The organism is Polynucleobacter sp. MWH-CaK5 (genome assembly GCF_018687615.1).
Taxonomy (GTDB): domain Bacteria; phylum Pseudomonadota; class Gammaproteobacteria; order Burkholderiales; family Burkholderiaceae; genus Polynucleobacter.
Genome location: NZ_CP061299.1, coordinates 1,531,372 through 1,549,797, shown reverse-complemented (window position 1 = coordinate 1,549,797; position 18,426 = coordinate 1,531,372). Strand labels below are relative to the sequence as shown.

Below are 18,426 nucleotides of genomic sequence, written 5' to 3'. Positions count from 1 at the left end.
AAATGGCATCAGTTAATAAAGTAATCATTGTGGGTAATGTTGGCCGTGATCCAGAAACTCGTCGCCTACCAAGTGGTGACGCAGTGACAAATATTTCAATCGCTACCACTGATCGTTATCGCGACAAGCAATCTGGCGAGATGCGTGAAAACACTGAATGGCATCGCGTTGCATTCTTTGGCAAGGTGGCTGAGGTTGCAGAGAAATACCTCAAAAAAGGTTCACAGGTTTATGTAGAAGGCCGTTTACGAACACGTAAATGGACTGATCAAAGCGGTCAGGAAAAATACTCTACAGAAATCGTTGCTGAAACAATGCAAATGTTAGGTGGTAAGGCCCCTGGTTCTTCTGATGGCAGTATGCCAAGCCAAGGCTCGTCTGCTTCATCTGCACCAAGATCATCTGCACCGATGAGCAGCCCAAGCATCAGTGATATCGACGACGATATTCCGTTTTAATTATTGACGTGAGTGACGGACATTGTCTGGCCACTCAGCGTTGTAATCAGCTCTGAATGGGTTGATATCAATGCCGCCTCTGCGTGTGTATCGGGCATAAACCGATAGCTTGCTAGGGCGGCATTTTTCTTTGATGTCCATGAAGATTTTTTCAACGCAATGCTCATGAAACTCGTGATGTTCTCTGAATGAGATCAAGTAGCGCAGTAAACCTTCTTCATCAATGCTTGGACCAACGTAGTTAATCTGAATACTTGCCCAATCAGGTTGAGCAGTCACTGGGCAGTTAGAGCGCAGCAGATGGCTCACCAGTGATTCTTCAACGATGCCAAGGCTTGTGTCTGATGAGAGTAATGCAGCATCTGGCAATTGCTTGGGATCAATCTCTAAATCCAGTCGATCCAACAATTTTCCGGTCATCTCTTTCATGCCTTTGGTGCATTGCTGTTCTGGCGCATTTAATTGCACAGAAACACTGGCACCAGCAGCTTTCGATAAATCATTCTTGAGTGTTTGAATTAATTCTTCATTTGATTGAAAGCAATGATTGTTCAAGCTGTTGAGATACAGCTTCCATGATTTTGATTCAATGATGTTTGGTGAATTGGCTGGAACAAAAAAGGTTGTAATCGCCAGCTGAGGCTTTCCTTTCGCGTTCAACCAACTGAGCTCATAAGCGTTCCAAATATCAATGCCAAAGAATGGTGGCTCAGCATTTTTAATTCCAATCTTTAGTCTATTGTCAGTTCTTGAGATTGGAAAAAGAAGTTCGGGGCTGTATTGATTTGGGTTGTCAGAGTTTTTACCCAGTGGGGCTTGATCTAGAGAGCTCATGTGTTTATTTGATTTGATTGGCAATGCCAGAAAGAACCTGACCTGTTGGGGCAACATCTGATGCTAATTCGCAGTGACCCAGTTGATCGTCAAAGAAAAAGTCTGGTTGAAATTCTTTTAAAAAATCTTTTTTAGCTAAACCGCCAAGAAACATCGCTTCATCAACGGTGACGCCCCAAGCCATCAAAGTTCTGATGGCGCGCTCGTGGGCAGGGGCTGATCGGGCTGTGACCAAAGCAGTTCTGATCTTCATTGACTGGCCAGATTTTTTGGCAGACACCTGAAGGCGATGCAGTGCTTCTAATAAAGGTTTGAATGGACCTGGCGGCAAGGGCGTTTCAACTTTGTGGCTTTCGTGCGCAACAAATGCATCAAGCCCCTTGGCTTGAAAAACTCTTTCGGCTTCATCTGAAAATAAAACCGCATCACCGTCAAAAGCAATACGTATTTCATCAGGATTTGATTCGGCGAGCTGCTTACTTTGAGGAAACACCATGGCTGCAGGAAAGCCAGCGTCCAATGTCGCGCGCACATCATCAGCATTGGCTGATAAGAAAAGATTGGCCTGCAAAGATTTTAAGTAGTGATATGGTGCGCGACCTCGTGTGAAGACGCCACGCTCAATTGCTAGGCCAGCGTTTTTAGCAGAGCGAAAAACTCTCAAGCCGCTCACGGGGTCATTTCTAGAAAGAATCACGACTTCCACATTTTGTTGACCACCCTCGTTAAAGGTCAGTAACTTCTTGACCAATGGGTAGGCAACGCCAGGTTTGGCGGGCTGATCAATTCTGTTTAATTGAAGTTGCATGTAGGCGCTGTCATCACTCGCTTCAAATATTTGATTCTCTTCTTCAAAATCAAATAAAGCTCGTGAGGAAATGGCGACAACTAATTTGCCTTCAAGTGAAAACGCCATGCTTATGCCAAGAAAAGTTTGTAAGCAGGGTTATCGCTTTCATCCCAGTGTGGGTAGCCAAGCCCCGCTAAAAATTTCTTCAATTCTTTTTTATCGCTCGCTGGCACTTGCATGCCAATCAAAATGCGCCCGTAATCTGCGCCATGATTTCGGTAGTGGAACAAGCTGATGTTCCAGTTGGGCGCCATGCTGGTTAAGAATTTCATCAAAGCACCAGGCTTCTCTGGGAACTCAAAGCGATAAAGCAGTTCATTCTTTGCTAACTGTGAACGCCCACCCACCATGTGGCGCAAGTGTGACTTGGCCAATTCATCTTGAGTCAAATCGATGGTGTTAAAGCCTGACTTGGTGAATGATTTGGCAATCACTGCGCTATCAGTGGCTTTTTGCGTGGCGATGCCAACGAAAATATGAGCTTGATCAGCATCGGCAATGCGATAGTTAAATTCTGTGACATTGCGTTCACCCAACAGTTCGCAGAAACGCTTGAATGAGCCTCTTTGCTCCGGAATGGTGACGGCAAAAACAGCTTCTTTGGATTCACCAACTTCAGCTCGTTCAGCAACGAATCGGAGTCGATTGAAGTTGATGTTCGCGCCGCAGGCAACTGCAACCAAAGTTTGGTTCTTGCACTTCTCGCGCTCAACGTATGCCTTTAGACCGGCCAAAGCAAGCGCTCCAGCAGGTTCTAGAATGCTGCGCGTATCGGTGAAGACATCGTTGATGGCTGCACAGATAGCGTCTGTATCAACAGTGATGATCTCATCGACCACTTGCTGGCAAAGTCTAAAAGTTTCTTTACCAACCAATTTGACGGCGGTACCGTCTGAAAAAAGACCGACATCTTTTAATTCAACTCGGCGACCAGCTTCCAAGGATTTCTTCATGGCATCAGAGTCAACGGTTTGAACGCCGATGACCTTGATTTCTGGACGGATGGCTTTGATGTAAGCGCCAACACCAGCAATTAATCCACCACCGCCGATGGCTAAGAAAATTGCATCAATGGGCTCTTGGTGTTGTTGCAGAATCTCCATGGCAATTGTTCCCTGACCTGCAATGACGTCTGGGTCATCAAAGGGATGAACAAATGTGAGTTGATGCTTCTTTTCAAGAGACAGGGCATGTTGATAAGCGTCGCTGTAAGAATCGCCATGCAAAACAATTTTGACGGAGCTGCCGCCGCGAGCGCTTACTGCGTCAATTTTTACTTGTGGCGTGGTTGTCGGCATCACGATGATGGCTTTGCAGTTCAATTTTGCTGCAGCCAAAGCCACACCTTGGGCATGGTTGCCTGCTGATGCGGCAATCACCCCACGTTTAAGGTCGGCAGGGCTCAAATGAGCCATTTTGTTGTAAGCCCCTCTTAACTTAAATGAAAAAACCGGTTGGTTATCTTCTCTTTTAAGTAAAACCTTGTTTTTAATGCGCTCAGAAAGGTGCGAAGCTAGTTCAAGCTCTGTTTCTCGGGCAACGTCGTAGACCTTGGCGGTCAATATTTTTCTTAAATAATCTTTAGGCATCCTGTGAGCGTATCACGGCAAAAGCCTAAAATGATCAAACATGGATACCAATTTACATAATTTTTTGGTTTGGCTTTCTCTGCCCACGGTGGGTTTGCCGGCTGTTTTTTCAATTTCATTTGTATCGGCAACCCTTTTGCCATTGGGTTCAGAGCCGGTCTTATTTGGTTACATCAAATTAAACCCTGACATGTTCTGGCCGGCAGTTTTTGTGGCGACGATTGGTAATACCCTCGGGGGCATGCTGAATTGGTTGATGGGTTTTGGCGCCAACAAGGCGCAAGAGAAGCTTTTAGGCCCCAGAGACCATAAATTATTGGGCTGGTTCGAGAAACTAGGCCCCCCAGCTCTCTTGCTATCTTGGTTACCCATCGTTGGGGACCCTCTGTGCGCGGTCGCGGGTTGGCTCAGGCTGCCATGGCTGCCATGCATGATTTACATGGCCATCGGTAAGTTTTTACGTTACGTCACCATGACTTACGTCTTATTGCTGATTCCGGGGGAGTTTTGGACGACCATTGGCCGTTGGCTTGGTTTCCTTTGATGACCTTGTTCTATTTAAGGTCACAAAGGGGCTTCAGGAAGAATAAGGCGAAGATCTCGATAGTCCTTTAAAATGGCTTTTTAGTTAAAAGTGATGATATGAACGCACCTTTGCCACTCCACAGCATGACAGAGCATCCTCAAAATGCTCCTCGTTTGCGTGAAATACCCTACAACTACACATCTTTCTCAGACAGAGAGATTGTTATCCGTTTATTGGGTGAGGAAGCTTGGCAAATTCTTGACGAACTTCGGTCTGGAAGAAAAACTGGGCGTTCAGCCAGAATGCTTTACGAAGTATTGGGTGACATCTGGGTTGTTCAGCGCAATCCTTACCTACAAGACGATCTTTTAGATAATCCTGGCCGTCGCAAGCAATTGATCGAAGCATTGCATCATCGCCTAAGAGAAGTTCAGAAGAGAATGACCACTGATTTGGCCGACAAGGTTGGCAAATTGGTTGATAGCGCCAAACTTGCTGTTGAACAATTCAACGCTGAGTTTGATCGTGTTGCTCTTTTGCGCAAACGCGTTCGCAAAGTTTTAGGCAAGTTCACCGCAGCCGACAATATTGCTTACGACGGTTTGGCTCGCGTTTCTCATGTGACTGATGCAACTGATTGGCGTGTTGAATACCCATTCGTTGTTTTAACGCCTGATACTGAAGAAGAAATTCCTAACCTGGTCAAAGGTTGTATTGAGCTGGGTCTGACCATCATTCCTCGCGGAGGTGGTACTGGATACACAGGTGGAGCAATTCCTTTGTCTCCAATGTCAGCTGTTATCAATACAGAAAAGCTTGAAACTCTTGGTCCTGTTGAGATGATGCGTTTACCAGGCTTGAGTGAAGAGGTTGCCACAATCTATTCTGGCGCCGGAGTTGTTACCAAGCGAGTTTCTGATGCAGCAGATAAATCCGGCAATGTTTTTGCTGTAGATCCTACGTCTGCTGAAGCCAGCTGTATTGGTGGAAATATCGCCATGAATGCGGGTGGTAAAAAAGCTGTTTTGTGGGGCACTGCTCTTGATAACTTAGCGTCATGGAGAATGGTAGATCCTGACGGCAACTGGTTAGACATTGAGCGCATTGGTCACAACATGAGCAAGATTCATGATGTCGACTTCGCTACTTTCAAATTGGTTTGGTCAGATGGCTCATATGCTCCTGGTCAAAAAGTAATCAAGACTGAAGAATTGAAAATTGAAGGTAAGACCTTCCGTAAAGAAGGCCTTGGTAAGGATGTGACTGATAAATTTTTATCAGGTTTGCCAGGTATTCAAAAAGAAGGTTGTGATGGCTTGATCACGAGTGCAAGATGGGTCTTGCATCGCATGCCGAAGCAAATTCGCACAGTTTGTTTGGAGTTCTTTGGTCAAGCGCGCGATGCTATTCCAAGCATCGTTGAAATCAAAGCTTACTTAGATCAACAAACCAAACAAGGCGGCGCTATTTTGGCTGGCCTTGAGCATTTGGATGAGCGCTATCTAAAAGCAGTTGGCTACGCTACCAAGTCAAAGCGCAATGTATTGCCAAAAATGGTTTTGATTGGCGACATCGTTGGTGATGATGAGAACGCTGTGGCGATGGCTGCCAGCGAAGTGATTCGCATGGCCAACACAAGAGTTGGTGAAGGTTTCGTTGCTGTGAGCGCAGAGGCTCGCAAGAAATTTTGGTTAGACCGCTCAAGAACTGCTGCTATTGCAAGGCACACCAACGCATTCAAAGTGAATGAAGACGTTGTGATCCCACTTGATCGCATGGGTGAGTACACCGATGGTATCGAGCGCATCAACATTGAACTGTCTTTGAAAAATAAGCTTCAGCTTTTGAGTGAGCTTGAGAGTTTCCTTCAGCAAGGTAATTTACCGCTAGGTAAGTCAGAAGATGGCGACGTGCCTGAGGCTGATTTGCTTGAGGGCCGCGTTTCTCAGGCTTTGCAATTGATTGCTTCAGTTAGACAAGAGTGGTTGGGTTGGTCAAAGAATATGGATCAGCACTTCTCAGCCTTGCAAGACAGAAGTTTGCGCGCTTCATGGAAGCTTCAAGTCAGAGCTGAGTTAAGAAATATATTCAGTGGTGTTCCGTTCGATCCTATCTTGAAAGAGTGCGAAGCAATCCATAAGAAGGTTCTTCGCAGTCGTGTATTCGTGGCTTTGCACATGCATGCTGGTGACGGCAACGTGCACACGAACATTCCTGTGAATTCTGATAATTACGACATGCTTCAAGATGCTCATCAATCCGTTGATCGCATCATGAAGTTAGCAAGATCTTTGAATGGTGTGATTTCAGGTGAGCACGGTATTGGTATTACCAAACTCGAATATCTAACCGAAGCAGAGATCAAAGACTTTAGATCTTATAAGTTGAGAATTGACCCAGAAGGTCGTTTCAATAAAGGCAAGTTAATGCAGGGCGCCGATTTGAGAAATGCCTACACGCCAAGTTTTGGATTGATGGGTCATGAATCTCTCATCATGCAGCAAAGTGATATTGGTGATATCGCAACGAGCATCAAAGATTGCTTGCGTTGCGGAAAATGTAAACCTGTTTGCGCGACGCACGTGCCACGCGCTAATTTGTTGTACAGCCCACGCAACAAAATTTTGGCCACCTCTTTGTTGGTGGAAGCCTTCTTGTATGAAGAACAAACCAGACGTGGTGTTTCAGTCAAACATTGGGAAGCCTTTGATGACGTCGCCGCACACTGCACGGTTTGTCATAAGTGTTTAACGCCATGCCCAGTGAAAATTGATTTTGGTGATGTCACCATGAATATGCGTAACTTGTTGCGCAAGATGGGACAGAAGAAATTCAATCCAGGTGCAGCGGCTGCCATGTTCTTCTTGAATGCCACCAACCCTGAAACGATTCAATTGACCAGAAAGTTAATGATCGATTGGGGTTATAAAGCTCAGCGTTTGGCGCATGATTTATTGAAGAAGTTTGCCAAGGCGCAAACTGCCAAGCCTCGTTCAACTGTGACGAAGCCGCCAATCCAAGAGCAGGTGATTCATTTCATCAATAAAAAGATGCCGGGCAATTTGCCGAAGAAGACTGCCAGAGCTTTACTAGACATTGAAGATTCTGATGTGGTGCCTATCATCAGAAATCCACAAACAACTTCTGTTGATACAGAAGCAGTGTTCTATTTCCCTGGTTGTGGATCCGAAAGATTGTTCTCTCAAGTAGGTTTGGCAACGCAAGCCATGTTGTGGCACGCTGGTGTTCAAACTGTTTTGCCTCCAGGTTATTTGTGCTGCGGTTACCCGCAAAGAGGTTCTGGTGATTTTGATAAAGCAGACAAGATCATCACGGATAATCGCGTACTTTTCCATCGCATGGCCAATACGTTGAATTACTTGGACATCAAGACAGTCGTTGTTTCTTGTGGCACTTGTTATGACCAGTTGGCAGGCTACGAGTTTGAGAAGATTTTCCCTGGCTGCAGAATCATTGATATCCATGAGTTCTTGTTAGAAAAGGGTATCAAGTTAGAAGGCGCTAAGGGCGTGAGATACATGTATCACGACCCATGTCACAGCCCAATGAAACTTCAGGACCCATTGAAGACTGTGAATAGCTTGGTCACAACTGAAGATGGTAAAGCTATTGCCAAGAATGAGCGTTGCTGTGGCGAATCTGGCACATTGGCTGTCACTCGTCCGGACATCTCTTCTCAAGTTCGTTTCCGTAAAGAAATCGAAATGAAAAAAGGTGCGGATGAGTTAAGAAGTGATTTTGATGGTCAAGTCAAAATCTTGACGAGCTGCCCTTCATGTTTGCAGGGCTTGTCACGCTATGACGAAGACTCTGGCACCAAAGCAGATTACATCGTGGTTGAGATGGCCAATCATTTGCTAGGCGCTAATTGGATGGCTGATTATGTGAAGAGCGCCAATTCAGGCGGTATTGAAAGAGTATTGGTTTAATCATGAGCTCAACAGAAAAAGCACCATTGCCTCAGAACATCATCGTTCATCAGCAGTCCAAAGTTTTGGAGTTGGCTTATGAGAACAAAACGTATCAGTTGCCGTTTGAATTTTTAAGAGTATGGTCTCCGTCTGCTGAAGTCAGAGGCCATGGCGTTGGTCAAGAAACTTTGCAAACCGGTAAGCGTGATGTTTTGATCAATAACATTGAACAAGTTGGTCATTACGCCATCAAGCCAGTGTTCTCTGATGGACATGACTCAGGCATCTTCAGCTGGGACTACCTTTATGAGATGTGCACCAATCAAGAAGAAATGTGGCAAGACTATCTAGACCGAATGGAACAAGCCGGTGCTAGCAGAGATATTGCAATGGTGAAGGATGAACCGCGCTCTTGTGGGCATTAATTAATCATGGCACAAACACATTTTGGTTATAAAACAGTTGATGAAACTGAAAAGGCAAGCAAGGTTGCTGAGGTGTTTCATTCTGTAGCAAATAAGTACGACATCATGAACGATTTGATGTCGGGTGGTTTGCATCGTCTATGGAAGCATTTCACCATTAGTAAAGCTGCGGTGAGACCTGGTCAAAAAGTTTTGGATATTGCTGGTGGTACGGGTGACCTATCCTTGAGTTTTGCAAAATCAGTTGGTCTTGAGCGTGAAACAGGTGGTCAGGTTTGGTTAACCGATATCAATGCTTCAATGCTAGGTTTTGGCTGTAATCGCTTAATTGATAAAGGCTACTATTTGCCATGCGTTCAGGTGGATGCTGAGCAAATACCTTTCCCGAATAATTATTTTGATTTGACCACTGTTGCGTTTGGTCTTCGAAACATGACACACAAAGAAGTTGCTCTAAAAGAAATGTTAAGAGTGATCAAGCCAGGTGGCAAAGCCATGGTTTTGGAGTTTTCTAAGCCGGTGGATGCCTTGAAGCCAATCTATGATGCTTATTCATTCAAAATACTTCCATGGCTTGGCGAGAAGGTTGCTGGTGACTCAGAGAGTTACCGTTATCTTGCAGAATCAATTCGCATGCACCCAGATCAAGAAACTTTAAAAACCATGATGGAAAGTGTGGGATTTGACAAGGTTGAATACCACTCCCTTACTGGTGGTATTGTTGCGTTGCATATTGGTTATAAATACTGATACTTACCGATTTTTGAGAGGTTAAACATGTTGAAAAAGAGTTTTGTTTATTTAGTTCTTTCTTCCTTTGTCTTGATGGGCACATCATTTGATGCTGAAGCCAAGCGCATGGGCGGTTCCAAAAGCATGGGTAAACAGTCTCAAAGTGTTACTCAAAAGCAACAGGCAGCACCTGCTCAGCCAGCTCAAGCTCCTGCAGCAGCTCCTGCTTCTGCGGCTAAGCCAGCGGCTGCACCTGCTGCAGCTCAGCCGAAAAAAGGTTTTGGTATGGGCGGCATTCTAGGTGGCTTAGCTGCTGGTTTGGGCCTTGGTTGGTTGCTATCTCATTTTGGTTTGGGTGAGGCAGCTGCATCATTTTTAATGGGCTTTTTGATGATTGCCGCTGTTGCGATGATCGGTCTTTGGTTATTTAGACGTTTTGCTAATAACGGTCAGGCAAGCTATAAGGCAAGTCCTGCTGGCGGAGCCCCATGGGAAAACCAACAGCGCTTTGAGCGTCAAGAGCCAGTGAATGTCAGCTCATCAGCATCTCCAGTGATTGAAGCGGCTGCAACAGAGATTGCAATCAAAGACTTTGATCAAGAGTCTTTTTTGCTCAATGCAAAAAAACATTTTGTGCATTTACAAGAAGCTTGGGATCGTGGCGATTTAGAGAAGTTGAGAGAGTTTGCGACGCCAGAAATGTTTGCAGAACTTAATCAAGATCTTCAAGCCCGTGCAACTGAGCAGAATCGTACTGAAGTATTAACGATCGAAGCTGATTTATTGGGCGTTGAATCATTGCAGGATGTTTATTTGGCCAGCGTTCGTTTCTCAGGAATGATTCGTGAGCAAGCAGATGGCCCAGCTGAGTCTTTCGTTGAGGTTTGGAATTTGACCAAGCCTGTTAACGGTCAAGGTGGTTGGGTGTTGGCTGGTATTCAACAGTTGGTCTGATCTGAAAACGATCGTACATGCTTTAAATTATTTACTGGCCCAAGAAACTTGGGCCAGTGATCTTTTACAAAAGCAAAAAAATAAAACAATCAAATTAGTTTTACCGGTGGTTGAAATGTCCTTGGTCATTAATGATCAAGGACTTTTTGCTTTGGCAGATCAATCACCCATTGAGCCAAATGTCACTTTAACGATTGGCCCAGAGGTTTTTAATGCTTATATTGCTGGCGGTAAAGATGCCGCTGTTAAGCACGTGAAAGTATCGGGTGATGTGGACTTGGCTCAAGCTGTTTCAACTCTGGCAGGCCAATTGCGCTGGGAAGCTGAGGAAGACTTATCAAAGCTGGTGGGTGATCCTATGGCGCATAGAATCATGCAAGCAGCCAAGCAAAGTAAGCAATTTGGACAAAATGTACTTCAGGATGTTGGCACTAGCGTTTTAGAATATCTTATTCATGAAAAACCAACGCTTGTTAAAAGAGAAGAATTAGTGCGCCATAAAGATGAAATAAGACGTTTACGCGATGATGTTGAACGCATTGAAAAGCGTATTGAACGTTTGCTAGAGAGGACCTTGTGAAACAATTTTTTAGATTGTTCAAGATCCTTTACACGATTTGGCGTTTTGGTCTTTTAAGAATAGTCAGAGACAGTCTGAAGCCTGGCTTGGTCAAAGTGATTTTGACGGGTATTTCTTGGACAACGCCAACGGGCTATACGCGTGGAGAAAGTCTTCGTTTAGCTTTAGAAGCTTTGGGCCCTATCTTTGTTAAGTTTGGCCAAGTCTTATCAACTCGCAGAGACCTCTTGCCTTTAGATGTGGCTGATGAGTTGGCCAAGTTGCAAGATCAAGTTCCGCCATTCTCCCAATCTAAATCAATTGAGCTGATTGAACTATCTTTAGGTAAAAAATTATCAGAAGTCTTTCTGTCCTTTGATGAAAAACCTGTCGCGAGTGCTTCTGTTGCCCAAGTTCACTTTGCCGTGCTGAAGGGAACAGAAAAGTATCCTGAGTGGCAGGGTAAAGAGGTGGCCATCAAAGTCTTACGCCCCGGCATTTTGCCAATCATTGAAAGTGACTTGGCACTTTTGCGGGTCTTGGCTTCTTTGGTCGAGAAATTATGGCGAGACGGTAAGCGTTTAAAGCCACGAGAGAACGTTGATGAATTTGATACTTATTTGCACGATGAGTTAGATCTAACGCGCGAAGCATCAAACGCTAGTCAGCTGCGCAGAAATTTTGAAGGATCTAAAAAGCTGATCATCCCTGAAATGTACTGGGATCTGTGTGGCATCAACGTCATGGTGATGGAGAGAATGCACGGCATTCCAATTTCTCGCCTAGATGATCTTCGTGCCGCTGGAATTGATTTTAAAAAATTAGCCTCTGATGGTGTCGAGATATTTTTTACCCAAGTGTTTCATGATGGTTTTTTCCACGCAGACATGCATCCTGGCAATATTTTTGTGAGCGTTGCGCCTGAAACTTTTGGACGTTATATCGCTCTAGACTTTGGCATTGTTGGTGCTTTGTCAGAAACAGACAAAAATTACTTAGCGCACAATTTTTTAGCATTCTTTAATCGCAACTACAGACGTGTTGCTGAATTGCACATCGAGTCTGGTTGGGTTCCTGCAGATACCCGAGTAGAAGAGTTAGAAGGTGCAGTGCGAGCTGTTTGTGAGCCTTATTTTGATCGTCCATTAAAGGAAATCTCATTAGGCATTGTGCTGATGAGACTGTTCCAAGCCTCGCGACGCTTTAATGTTGAAATTCAACCGCAATTGACCTTGTTGCAAAAAACACTACTGAATGTGGAAGGCTTGGGCCGTCAATTGGATCCTGATATGGATTTATGGAAAACGGCAAAACCAGTATTGGAGCGATGGGTTGATCAACAAATCGGCATCAGGGGTTTCATTGATCGAATCAAATCAGAAGCTCCACTATGGGCTAAGTTAGTGCCCACTATCCCAAGATTGCTTGCCCAATGGTTAGAGGCTAATCAAAAACAAGGAAATACTTCTGATCACGAGCTGATGTTGAAGTTAGTCCTGGAACAGCAAAAGACAAAAAAGCTGATTTGGGGAAGTATTCTTTTCATGGGCGGTCTTTTGGGTGGAACCTTATTTACGCTCAGTTGGCTAAGCTAAGCCCTATAATTTAAGGCTCCATGAAAAAATATTTTATTGCCGGCATCTTAGTTTGGACTCCATTGGCCGTCACCATTTGGGTGATGACTTGGGGCCTTTCTGTTTTGGATGGCGTCTTCGGTTCGGTGATCTCAGCATTGATGGCAGTTTTGCCAGTCGACTTAACCCCTGCATTGAAATCATTCAGAAACTTACCGGGCGTAGGTATTTTGATTGTGATTGCTGTGATTTTGGTAACTGGTATTGTCGCTGCTAATTTTGCAGGTCAATGGTGGATCCGCTTATGGGATCAAATCATTGCTCGCATCCCAATCGTTAAATCAATTTATTCAAGCGTTAAACAAGTTTCAGGAACACTTTTTTCAAGCAAGGGCAATGCCTTTAGAAAAGCAGTGTTGATTCCTTATCCACGCAATGGATCTTGGACAATTGCATTTGTCACAGGTAATCCTGCAGAAGAAGTTGCCGGTAAGTTAAGTGGCGAGCACGTTAATGTGTTTTTGCCAACAACCCCTAACCCAACCTCTGGGTTTTTTATGATTGTTCCTCGTGCGGACATCATCGAGTTGGATATGGGCGTTGAAGAAGCCTTGAAGCACATTGTTTCAATGGGCTCAGTAGCCCCTCTCAATCATTCAGTCACATCAGCAAAGTAGGAAGTTTTATGTCAATGCGCAGTCATCAATGTGGCCAAGTCACAGAATCATTAATCGGTCAGGAAGTAACCTTGGCAGGTTGGGTAAACCGTCGACGTGATCATGGCGGAGTTATTTTTATCGACTTAAGAGATAGAGATGGTTTTGTTCAGGTTGTTTGTGATCCTGATCGCAAAGAAATGTTCTCGATTGCTGAGCAAGTGCGTAATGAGTATTGCGTGCAAATCAAAGGCTTGGTGCGTGCGCGTCCAGCCGGTACTGAAAACAATGACTTGGTCAGCGGTAAGGTTGAATTGTTGTGCCACGAATTAAATATCTTGAATGCCTCTGTAACGCCGCCGTTCCAGTTGGAAGATGACAACCTATCTGAAACCACACGTTTGACTCATCGTGTCTTGGATTTGCGTCGTCCGCAAATGCAAAAGAATTTACGCCTTCGTTACAACGTTGCGATTGAAACAAGAAAATATTTAGATCAAGCGGGCTTCATTGATATTGAAACTCCGATGTTGACCAAGAGCACTCCTGAGGGAGCTAGAGATTACTTGGTGCCTTCAAGAGTTCATGATGGCCAGTTCTTTGCCTTGCCGCAATCACCACAGTTGTTTAAGCAATTATTGATGGTGGCAGGCTTTGACCGCTACTATCAAATCACCAAGTGTTTCAGAGATGAAGACCTAAGAGCTGATCGTCAACCTGAATTTACTCAGATCGACTGTGAAACAGCATTCTTAGATGAATATGAAATACGTGATCTTTTTGAAAACATGATTCGTCATATTTTCAAAACAGTGATGAATGTTGAGTTAGCAAATCCATTCCCAGTCATGCCTTATTCAGAGACCATGGCGCGCTTCGGATCAGACAAGCCTGATTTGCGAGTGAAGCTTGAGTTCACTGAGTTGACTGATGTGATGAAGGATGTTGATTTCAAGGTTTTCTCAGGCCCTGCTAATCAAGACAATGGTCGCGTGGTTGGTTTGAGAGTTCCTGGTGGCTCAGTGATTAGCCGCAGTGATATTGATGATTACACTCAATTCGTGTCAATTTATGGCGCTAAAGGTTTGGCTTGGATCAAGGTCAACGAGATCGCCAAGGGCCGTGATGGATTGCAATCTCCGATTGTTAAAAATCTTCATGATGCAGCGATTGCTGAAATCCTTAAGAGAACTGAAGCAAAAGATGGCGACATCATTTTCTTCGGCGCTGATAAAGCCAAAGTGGTCAATGATGCAATCGGTGCCTTGCGCTTAAAGATTGGTCATTCTGCTTGGGCCAAAGAAAACGGTTTAATGGAACAAACTTGGCAGCCAATGTGGGTTGTTGATTTCCCAATGTTTGACTATGACGACGATGCTGCACGCTGGGTTGCTTGTCACCATCCATTCACAAGCCCTAAAGATGAGCACCTCAATTACCTAGAGACAGATCCTGGTAAGTGTTTGGCTAAGGCTTATGACATGGTTCTGAACGGTTGGGAAATCGGTGGTGGTTCAGTTCGTATTCACAAGGAATCTGTTCAGAGCCAAGTATTCCGTGCATTGAACATTGGTCCTGAAGAAGCTCAAGCAAAGTTTGGTTTCTTATTGGATGCGCTTCAGTACGGTGCACCTCCTCATGGCGGTATCGCTTTTGGTCTAGATCGAATTGTCACAATGATGACAGGTGCCGAATCAATTCGTGATGTGATTGCTTTCCCTAAAACGCAAAGAGCTCAATGTTTGTTAACTCAAGCGCCAAGCCCTGTTGATGAAAAGCAATTGCGCGAACTTCATATTCGCCTACGCAATACAGAAATGCCTGCATGAAAATCCCAATCTCGGTACTAGTCGTTATTTATACGGCTAGCAACGAGGTTTTGTTGCTAGAGAGAAAAGATCATCCAGGCTATTGGCAGTCTGTGACTGGCAGTTTGGATGCTCTTGATGAACCATTAATCGATGCTGCAGCCCGAGAACTCTTTGAGGAAACTGGCATCGATGTATCTGCGCTACCCCCCAACTCTTTGCAATCCATGAATCAGCAGATTCAGTATGAAATTTACCCCCAGTGGCGGCATCGTTATGGGGAAGGTGTCACTGAGAACACTGAGCACTGGTTCAAGGTTCTTTTGCCCAATCGTGTACCTGTGACCTTGTCCCCCAGAGAGCATTTAAGCTACCAATGGCAGCCAATTGATGTGGCAGCCCCCCTTTGTTTTTCCCCTAGTAATCGTCAAGCAATGCAAAAACTTAATTCTGATTAGAATTAAGTCATGTCTCTTCTAAGAAAAGATCGTTGGCAAAATATTGAGCACCTTGCTTTATTAGAGGGTGGTAAAAATTATTTTTCCACCTTAGAAGACTCTCTGGCAAAAGCCCAAAAATCTATTTATCTTGAAGCCTATATATTTTCTGCTGATGAGCAAGCCAAGCGCATTGCTGACTTATTGAGCTCAGCAGCTTTAAGAGGCGTTGAGGTCAAGGTGATGATTGACTGGCTGGGCTCTAGTCCGTTTATGTTTACAAGGCAGTTTTCTGAAGCGGGTGTGCAATTAACTTATTACAACCCAGCCTGGTTTGGAAGATTTGGATTTTCAAGAACCCATCGAAAGTTGGTGATCATTGATGAGCTTGAAGCATTTGTGGGTGGTATCAATATTTGTGCCGATGATCAGACCGCGGATGGAAGACCTTTGAGTGGTTTGAGATGGGATTTATCTTTAAAGACCACGGGGAAAATTGTTGAAAAAGTGCATGCTACTTTTTTAAGGCAGTGGCAAAGAATGCAGCCGCATGCACTTCATCCGCGCAATATCCTGAAAAGAATTTTGGATCAAGAATTGCCTTGGAACAGTAGTCATTTCTTAGGTATTCGTCACGATCAAAAAGAGAGTTTGGCATTTATTGCCAGAGATAACTTGCATCATCGTCGTGATATTGAGCGAGCCTATTTAAAAGCCATTGGCCAATCAAGAGAAGAAATTTGGTTGGTAACCCCTTATTTCATGCCTGGCCGACGTTTTAGAAAAGCCTTGATCAGAGCTGCCGAAAGAGGTGTGGCCGTGAACTTATTATTAGGTAGGGATGAGTTCAGAGTGTTGAATTGGTCTGTTCCTAGTTTGTATGGCCAATTCTTGTCTGCGAACATCAATATTTATGAGTACCCCTTAGGGCTCTTGCACGCAAAGGCAATGGTGGCTGATGGAAGATGGGCCACTTTGGGTTCATCGAACTGTGATCACTTATCGTTCCTTTTGAATCATGAGGCTAATTTGGTGATCAGAAATCACCCGGTGGTCAAAGAGATAAGATTGAAAATTGAAGAGCAAGCATTAGAAAAAGGCATCAAGGTTGATTCTGATCTTTATTCCAAAAGACCTTTCATGACCAAGGTATTCAATTGGGTCAGTTATGGTTTTGTACGTTTGCTTTTGGTGTTCTTAACGGTAGGATCCCGAGATAGAGCAATGCCTAATTTGGGCGATTAATGATGACAATGAAAAATAAACCATGAGACATATGCAATCCCAAGATGTTCAAAATCAATCCAAGCATGAAAAAAGTAATGATTGGAAGGTGATTGCTAATTTATTGCCTTATCTGTGGACATTTAAAGGGCGAGTGATTTTGGCTTTGTCTTGCTTGATTGCTGCCAAGGTGGCTAATCTTGGTGTGCCAATTTTGCTCAAGTACTTGGTTGATTCAATGAGTGTGCCACCAGGATTGCAAACCTTGATCGTTGTTCCTGTGGCGCTCATCATTGCCTATGGCTTATTAAGATTATCAGCTTCACTGTTTACGGAGTTAAGAGAACTCATTTTTTCAAGAGTGACTGAGAGTGCAGTCAGAACTGTTGCGCTCCAGGTGTTTGAGCACTTGCACGCCTTGTCTTTGCGCTTTCATTTATCAAGACAGACAGGTGGAATGACCAGAGATATTGAGAGGGGTACAAGAGGTATCCAATCATTGATCTCTTATTCTTTGTATAGCATTTTGCCCACCATGGTGGAGCTGGGCTTGGTGCTTGGATATTTTATTTGGGCCTATAACTACTTGTTTGCGCTGATCACTTTGATCGCATTGGTTTTGTATGTGATTTTTACGATTGTTGTGACTGAGTGGCGCACTAAATATCGTAAGCGCATGAACGAGCTTGATTCAAAGGCTCATCAAAGAGCAGTTGATGCCCTGATCAATTTTGAAACGGTTAAGTATTTTGGTAATGAAGAATATGAAACGAAACGCTATGATGAAAATCTGCGTTGTTTCAGAGAAGCGGCCATTCAGTCGCAACGTTCTTTAGCAATTCTGAATGTTGGTCAGCAAACCATCATTGCCACAGGCCTGATTTTAATTTTGTGGCAGGCCACCATCGGTGTTTCAAATGGCTCTATGACTTTGGGTGATTTGGTGTTGGTGAATGTGCTGATGATTCAGTTGTATATACCGCTTAATTTCTTAGGGGTGATTTATCGAGAAATCAAACAAGCTTTGATCGATATGGATCGGATGTTTAAGTTGCTTGGTACTGATCGAGAAATTGCTGACCAAGAGAGTGCTCAGGATTTGGTGATCAAGAATCAATCATTGGGGCCGCATATTCAGTTTCGTGATGTGTCATTTTCATATGAGCGTAATCGCCAGATTTTAAAAGGCATTGATTTTGAGGTTCTACCAGGCAAGACCACAGCGGTTGTTGGGCACAGTGGTGCTGGTAAAAGTACTCTAGCGAGATTGTTGTTCCGTTTTTATGATGTGACCAAGGGTTCGATTGAATTTGATCAACAAAATATTCAGGCGGTGACACAAAAAAGTGTGAGAGCTTGCATTGGCATTGTTCCTCAAGACACCGTTTTGTTTAATGACACGATTGCCTATAACATTGCTTATGGTCGTCCTGGCGCTTCTCAGCAAGAAATTGAATCGGCTGCCAAAGCCGCTCAAATCCATGACTTCATCACATCGCTACCGGACGGCTATAACTCAGCGGTGGGTGAGCGTGGTTTGAAATTATCTGGCGGAGAGAAGCAACGAGTGGCCATAGCTAGAACGCTTTTGAAAAATCCATCCTTCTTGATTTTTGACGAAGCAACTTCTGCGCTAGATTCTGAGACAGAGCGCGCTATTCAAAAAGAACTGATGGCTTTGGCTAAAAACCGTTCAACATTGATCATTGCTCACCGCTTGTCGACCATTATTTATGCCGATCAAATTTTGGTGATGGACGATGGCTCAATCATTGAAAGAGGTACTCATGATGAGCTCTTATCTTTGGGAGGTCGTTATAGTGACATGTGGCAAGCCCAACAATCTCAAACCAAGCTAATATCCTAGT

At 44.2% G+C, this 18,426-nt stretch carries 16 protein-coding genes; 13 read left to right on the top strand and 3 right to left on the bottom strand.

Going from position 1 to position 18,426, the window contains the following annotated elements; all coding sequences use genetic code 11:
- Positions 1-2: 2 nt before the first annotated feature.
- On the top strand, positions 3-458 hold the full coding sequence (ssb, locus tag GQ367_RS07750; protein WP_215290397.1) for a single-stranded DNA-binding protein: 456 nt from the start codon (positions 3-5) through the stop codon (positions 456-458).
- On the opposite strand, the gene queF is transcribed toward ssb, so the two are convergent.
- From queF to ilvA, 3 genes are read right to left on the bottom strand one after another with little or no spacing between them, the layout of a single operon-like run.
- Positions 459-1,292 carry an NADPH-dependent 7-cyano-7-deazaguanine reductase QueF gene (gene queF / locus GQ367_RS07745; protein WP_215290396.1) on the bottom strand — a complete coding sequence of 278 codons (834 nt, stop codon included), beginning with the start codon at positions 1,290-1,292 and terminating at the stop codon, positions 459-461.
- A 4-nt stretch (positions 1,293-1,296) separates the two neighbouring features.
- Positions 1,297-2,208, bottom strand: a complete 912-nt coding sequence (locus GQ367_RS07740; RefSeq protein WP_215290395.1) for a 5'-nucleotidase — start codon at positions 2,206-2,208, stop codon at positions 1,297-1,299.
- 2 nt (positions 2,209-2,210) lie between these two features.
- Entirely contained in the window at positions 2,211-3,731 is a 1,521-nt protein-coding gene (ilvA, locus tag GQ367_RS07735) for a threonine ammonia-lyase, biosynthetic (protein WP_215290394.1), read from the bottom strand.
- A gap of 40 nt (positions 3,732-3,771) precedes the next feature.
- On the opposite strand from ilvA, the gene GQ367_RS07730 reads away from it, so the two are divergent.
- From GQ367_RS07730 to GQ367_RS07675, 12 genes are all read left to right on the top strand, one after another.
- The gene (locus GQ367_RS07730) at positions 3,772-4,275 is read left to right on the top strand and encodes a YqaA family protein (protein ID WP_215290393.1); all 504 of its coding nucleotides are present in this window, start codon (positions 3,772-3,774) and stop codon (positions 4,273-4,275) included.
- Positions 4,276-4,373: 98 nt separating this feature from the next.
- Complete coding sequence (locus GQ367_RS07725) at positions 4,374-8,207, top strand: FAD/FMN-binding oxidoreductase (RefSeq protein WP_215290392.1); 3,834 nt, start codon at positions 4,374-4,376, stop codon at positions 8,205-8,207.
- A 2-nt stretch (positions 8,208-8,209) separates the two neighbouring features.
- On the top strand, positions 8,210-8,614 hold the full coding sequence (locus tag GQ367_RS07720; RefSeq protein ID WP_089514792.1) for a gamma-butyrobetaine hydroxylase-like domain-containing protein: 405 nt from the start codon (positions 8,210-8,212) through the stop codon (positions 8,612-8,614).
- Between the two features lie 6 nt (positions 8,615-8,620).
- The gene (ubiE, locus tag GQ367_RS07715; RefSeq protein WP_215290391.1) at positions 8,621-9,364 is read left to right on the top strand and encodes a bifunctional demethylmenaquinone methyltransferase/2-methoxy-6-polyprenyl-1,4-benzoquinol methylase UbiE; all 744 of its coding nucleotides are present in this window, start codon (positions 8,621-8,623) and stop codon (positions 9,362-9,364) included.
- Between the two features lie 27 nt (positions 9,365-9,391).
- Positions 9,392-10,300, top strand: a complete 909-nt coding sequence (locus GQ367_RS07710) for a Tim44 domain-containing protein (protein ID WP_215290390.1) — start codon at positions 9,392-9,394, stop codon at positions 10,298-10,300.
- Positions 10,263-10,880, top strand: coding sequence for an SCP2 domain-containing protein (locus GQ367_RS07705; RefSeq protein ID WP_215290389.1), 618 nt, complete (start codon positions 10,263-10,265; stop codon positions 10,878-10,880). Before GQ367_RS07710 ends, GQ367_RS07705 begins: the two co-directional genes overlap by 38 nt.
- Positions 10,877-12,454 (top strand): ubiquinone biosynthesis regulatory protein kinase UbiB, encoded by a 1,578-nt coding sequence (gene ubiB, locus GQ367_RS07700; protein WP_215290388.1) that lies wholly within the window; start codon positions 10,877-10,879, stop codon positions 12,452-12,454. The genes GQ367_RS07705 and ubiB overlap by 4 nt, the downstream gene beginning before the upstream one ends.
- Positions 12,455-12,474: 20 nt before the next feature.
- Positions 12,475-13,110, top strand: coding sequence for a DUF502 domain-containing protein (locus tag GQ367_RS07695; protein ID WP_215290387.1), 636 nt, complete (start codon positions 12,475-12,477; stop codon positions 13,108-13,110).
- An 8-nt stretch (positions 13,111-13,118) separates the two neighbouring features.
- A complete protein-coding gene (aspS, locus tag GQ367_RS07690; RefSeq protein WP_215290386.1) occupies positions 13,119-14,918 on the top strand; it encodes an aspartate--tRNA ligase in 1,800 nt (599 codons plus the stop codon).
- Positions 14,915-15,355, top strand: a complete 441-nt coding sequence (gene nudB / locus GQ367_RS07685; RefSeq protein WP_215290385.1) for a dihydroneopterin triphosphate diphosphatase — start codon at positions 14,915-14,917, stop codon at positions 15,353-15,355. Before aspS ends, nudB begins: the two co-directional genes overlap by 4 nt.
- Positions 15,356-15,364: 9 nt before the next feature.
- A complete protein-coding gene (locus tag GQ367_RS07680; protein WP_215290384.1) occupies positions 15,365-16,579 on the top strand; it encodes a phosphatidylserine/phosphatidylglycerophosphate/cardiolipin synthase family protein in 1,215 nt (404 codons plus the stop codon).
- Positions 16,580-16,610: 31 nt separating this feature from the next.
- Entirely contained in the window at positions 16,611-18,425 is a 1,815-nt protein-coding gene (locus GQ367_RS07675; protein ID WP_251370240.1) for an ABC transporter ATP-binding protein/permease, read from the top strand.
- Position 18,426 lies beyond the last annotated feature (1 nt).

Coding starts and splice junctions, on each gene's coding strand:
- nudB (WP_215290385.1), top strand. CDS start 14,915: ATGAAAATCCCAATCTCGGTACTAGTCGTTATTTATACGGCTAGCAAC.
- GQ367_RS07720 (WP_089514792.1), top strand. CDS start 8,210: ATGAGCTCAACAGAAAAAGCACCATTGCCTCAGAACATCATCGTTCAT.
- GQ367_RS07695 (WP_215290387.1), top strand. CDS start 12,475: ATGAAAAAATATTTTATTGCCGGCATCTTAGTTTGGACTCCATTGGCC.
- GQ367_RS07725 (WP_215290392.1), top strand. CDS start 4,374: ATGAACGCACCTTTGCCACTCCACAGCATGACAGAGCATCCTCAAAAT.
- GQ367_RS07680 (WP_215290384.1), top strand. CDS start 15,365: ATGTCTCTTCTAAGAAAAGATCGTTGGCAAAATATTGAGCACCTTGCT.
- GQ367_RS07730 (WP_215290393.1), top strand. CDS start 3,772: ATGGATACCAATTTACATAATTTTTTGGTTTGGCTTTCTCTGCCCACG.
- GQ367_RS07675 (WP_251370240.1), top strand. CDS start 16,611: ATGCAATCCCAAGATGTTCAAAATCAATCCAAGCATGAAAAAAGTAAT.
- aspS (WP_215290386.1), top strand. CDS start 13,119: ATGTCAATGCGCAGTCATCAATGTGGCCAAGTCACAGAATCATTAATC.
- ssb (WP_215290397.1), top strand. CDS start 3: ATGGCATCAGTTAATAAAGTAATCATTGTGGGTAATGTTGGCCGTGAT.
- GQ367_RS07740 (WP_215290395.1), bottom strand. CDS start 2,208: ATGGCGTTTTCACTTGAAGGCAAATTAGTTGTCGCCATTTCCTCACGA.
- queF (WP_215290396.1), bottom strand. CDS start 1,292: ATGAGCTCTCTAGATCAAGCCCCACTGGGTAAAAACTCTGACAACCCA.
- ilvA (WP_215290394.1), bottom strand. CDS start 3,731: ATGCCTAAAGATTATTTAAGAAAAATATTGACCGCCAAGGTCTACGAC.
- GQ367_RS07710 (WP_215290390.1), top strand. CDS start 9,392: ATGTTGAAAAAGAGTTTTGTTTATTTAGTTCTTTCTTCCTTTGTCTTG.
- ubiE (WP_215290391.1), top strand. CDS start 8,621: ATGGCACAAACACATTTTGGTTATAAAACAGTTGATGAAACTGAAAAG.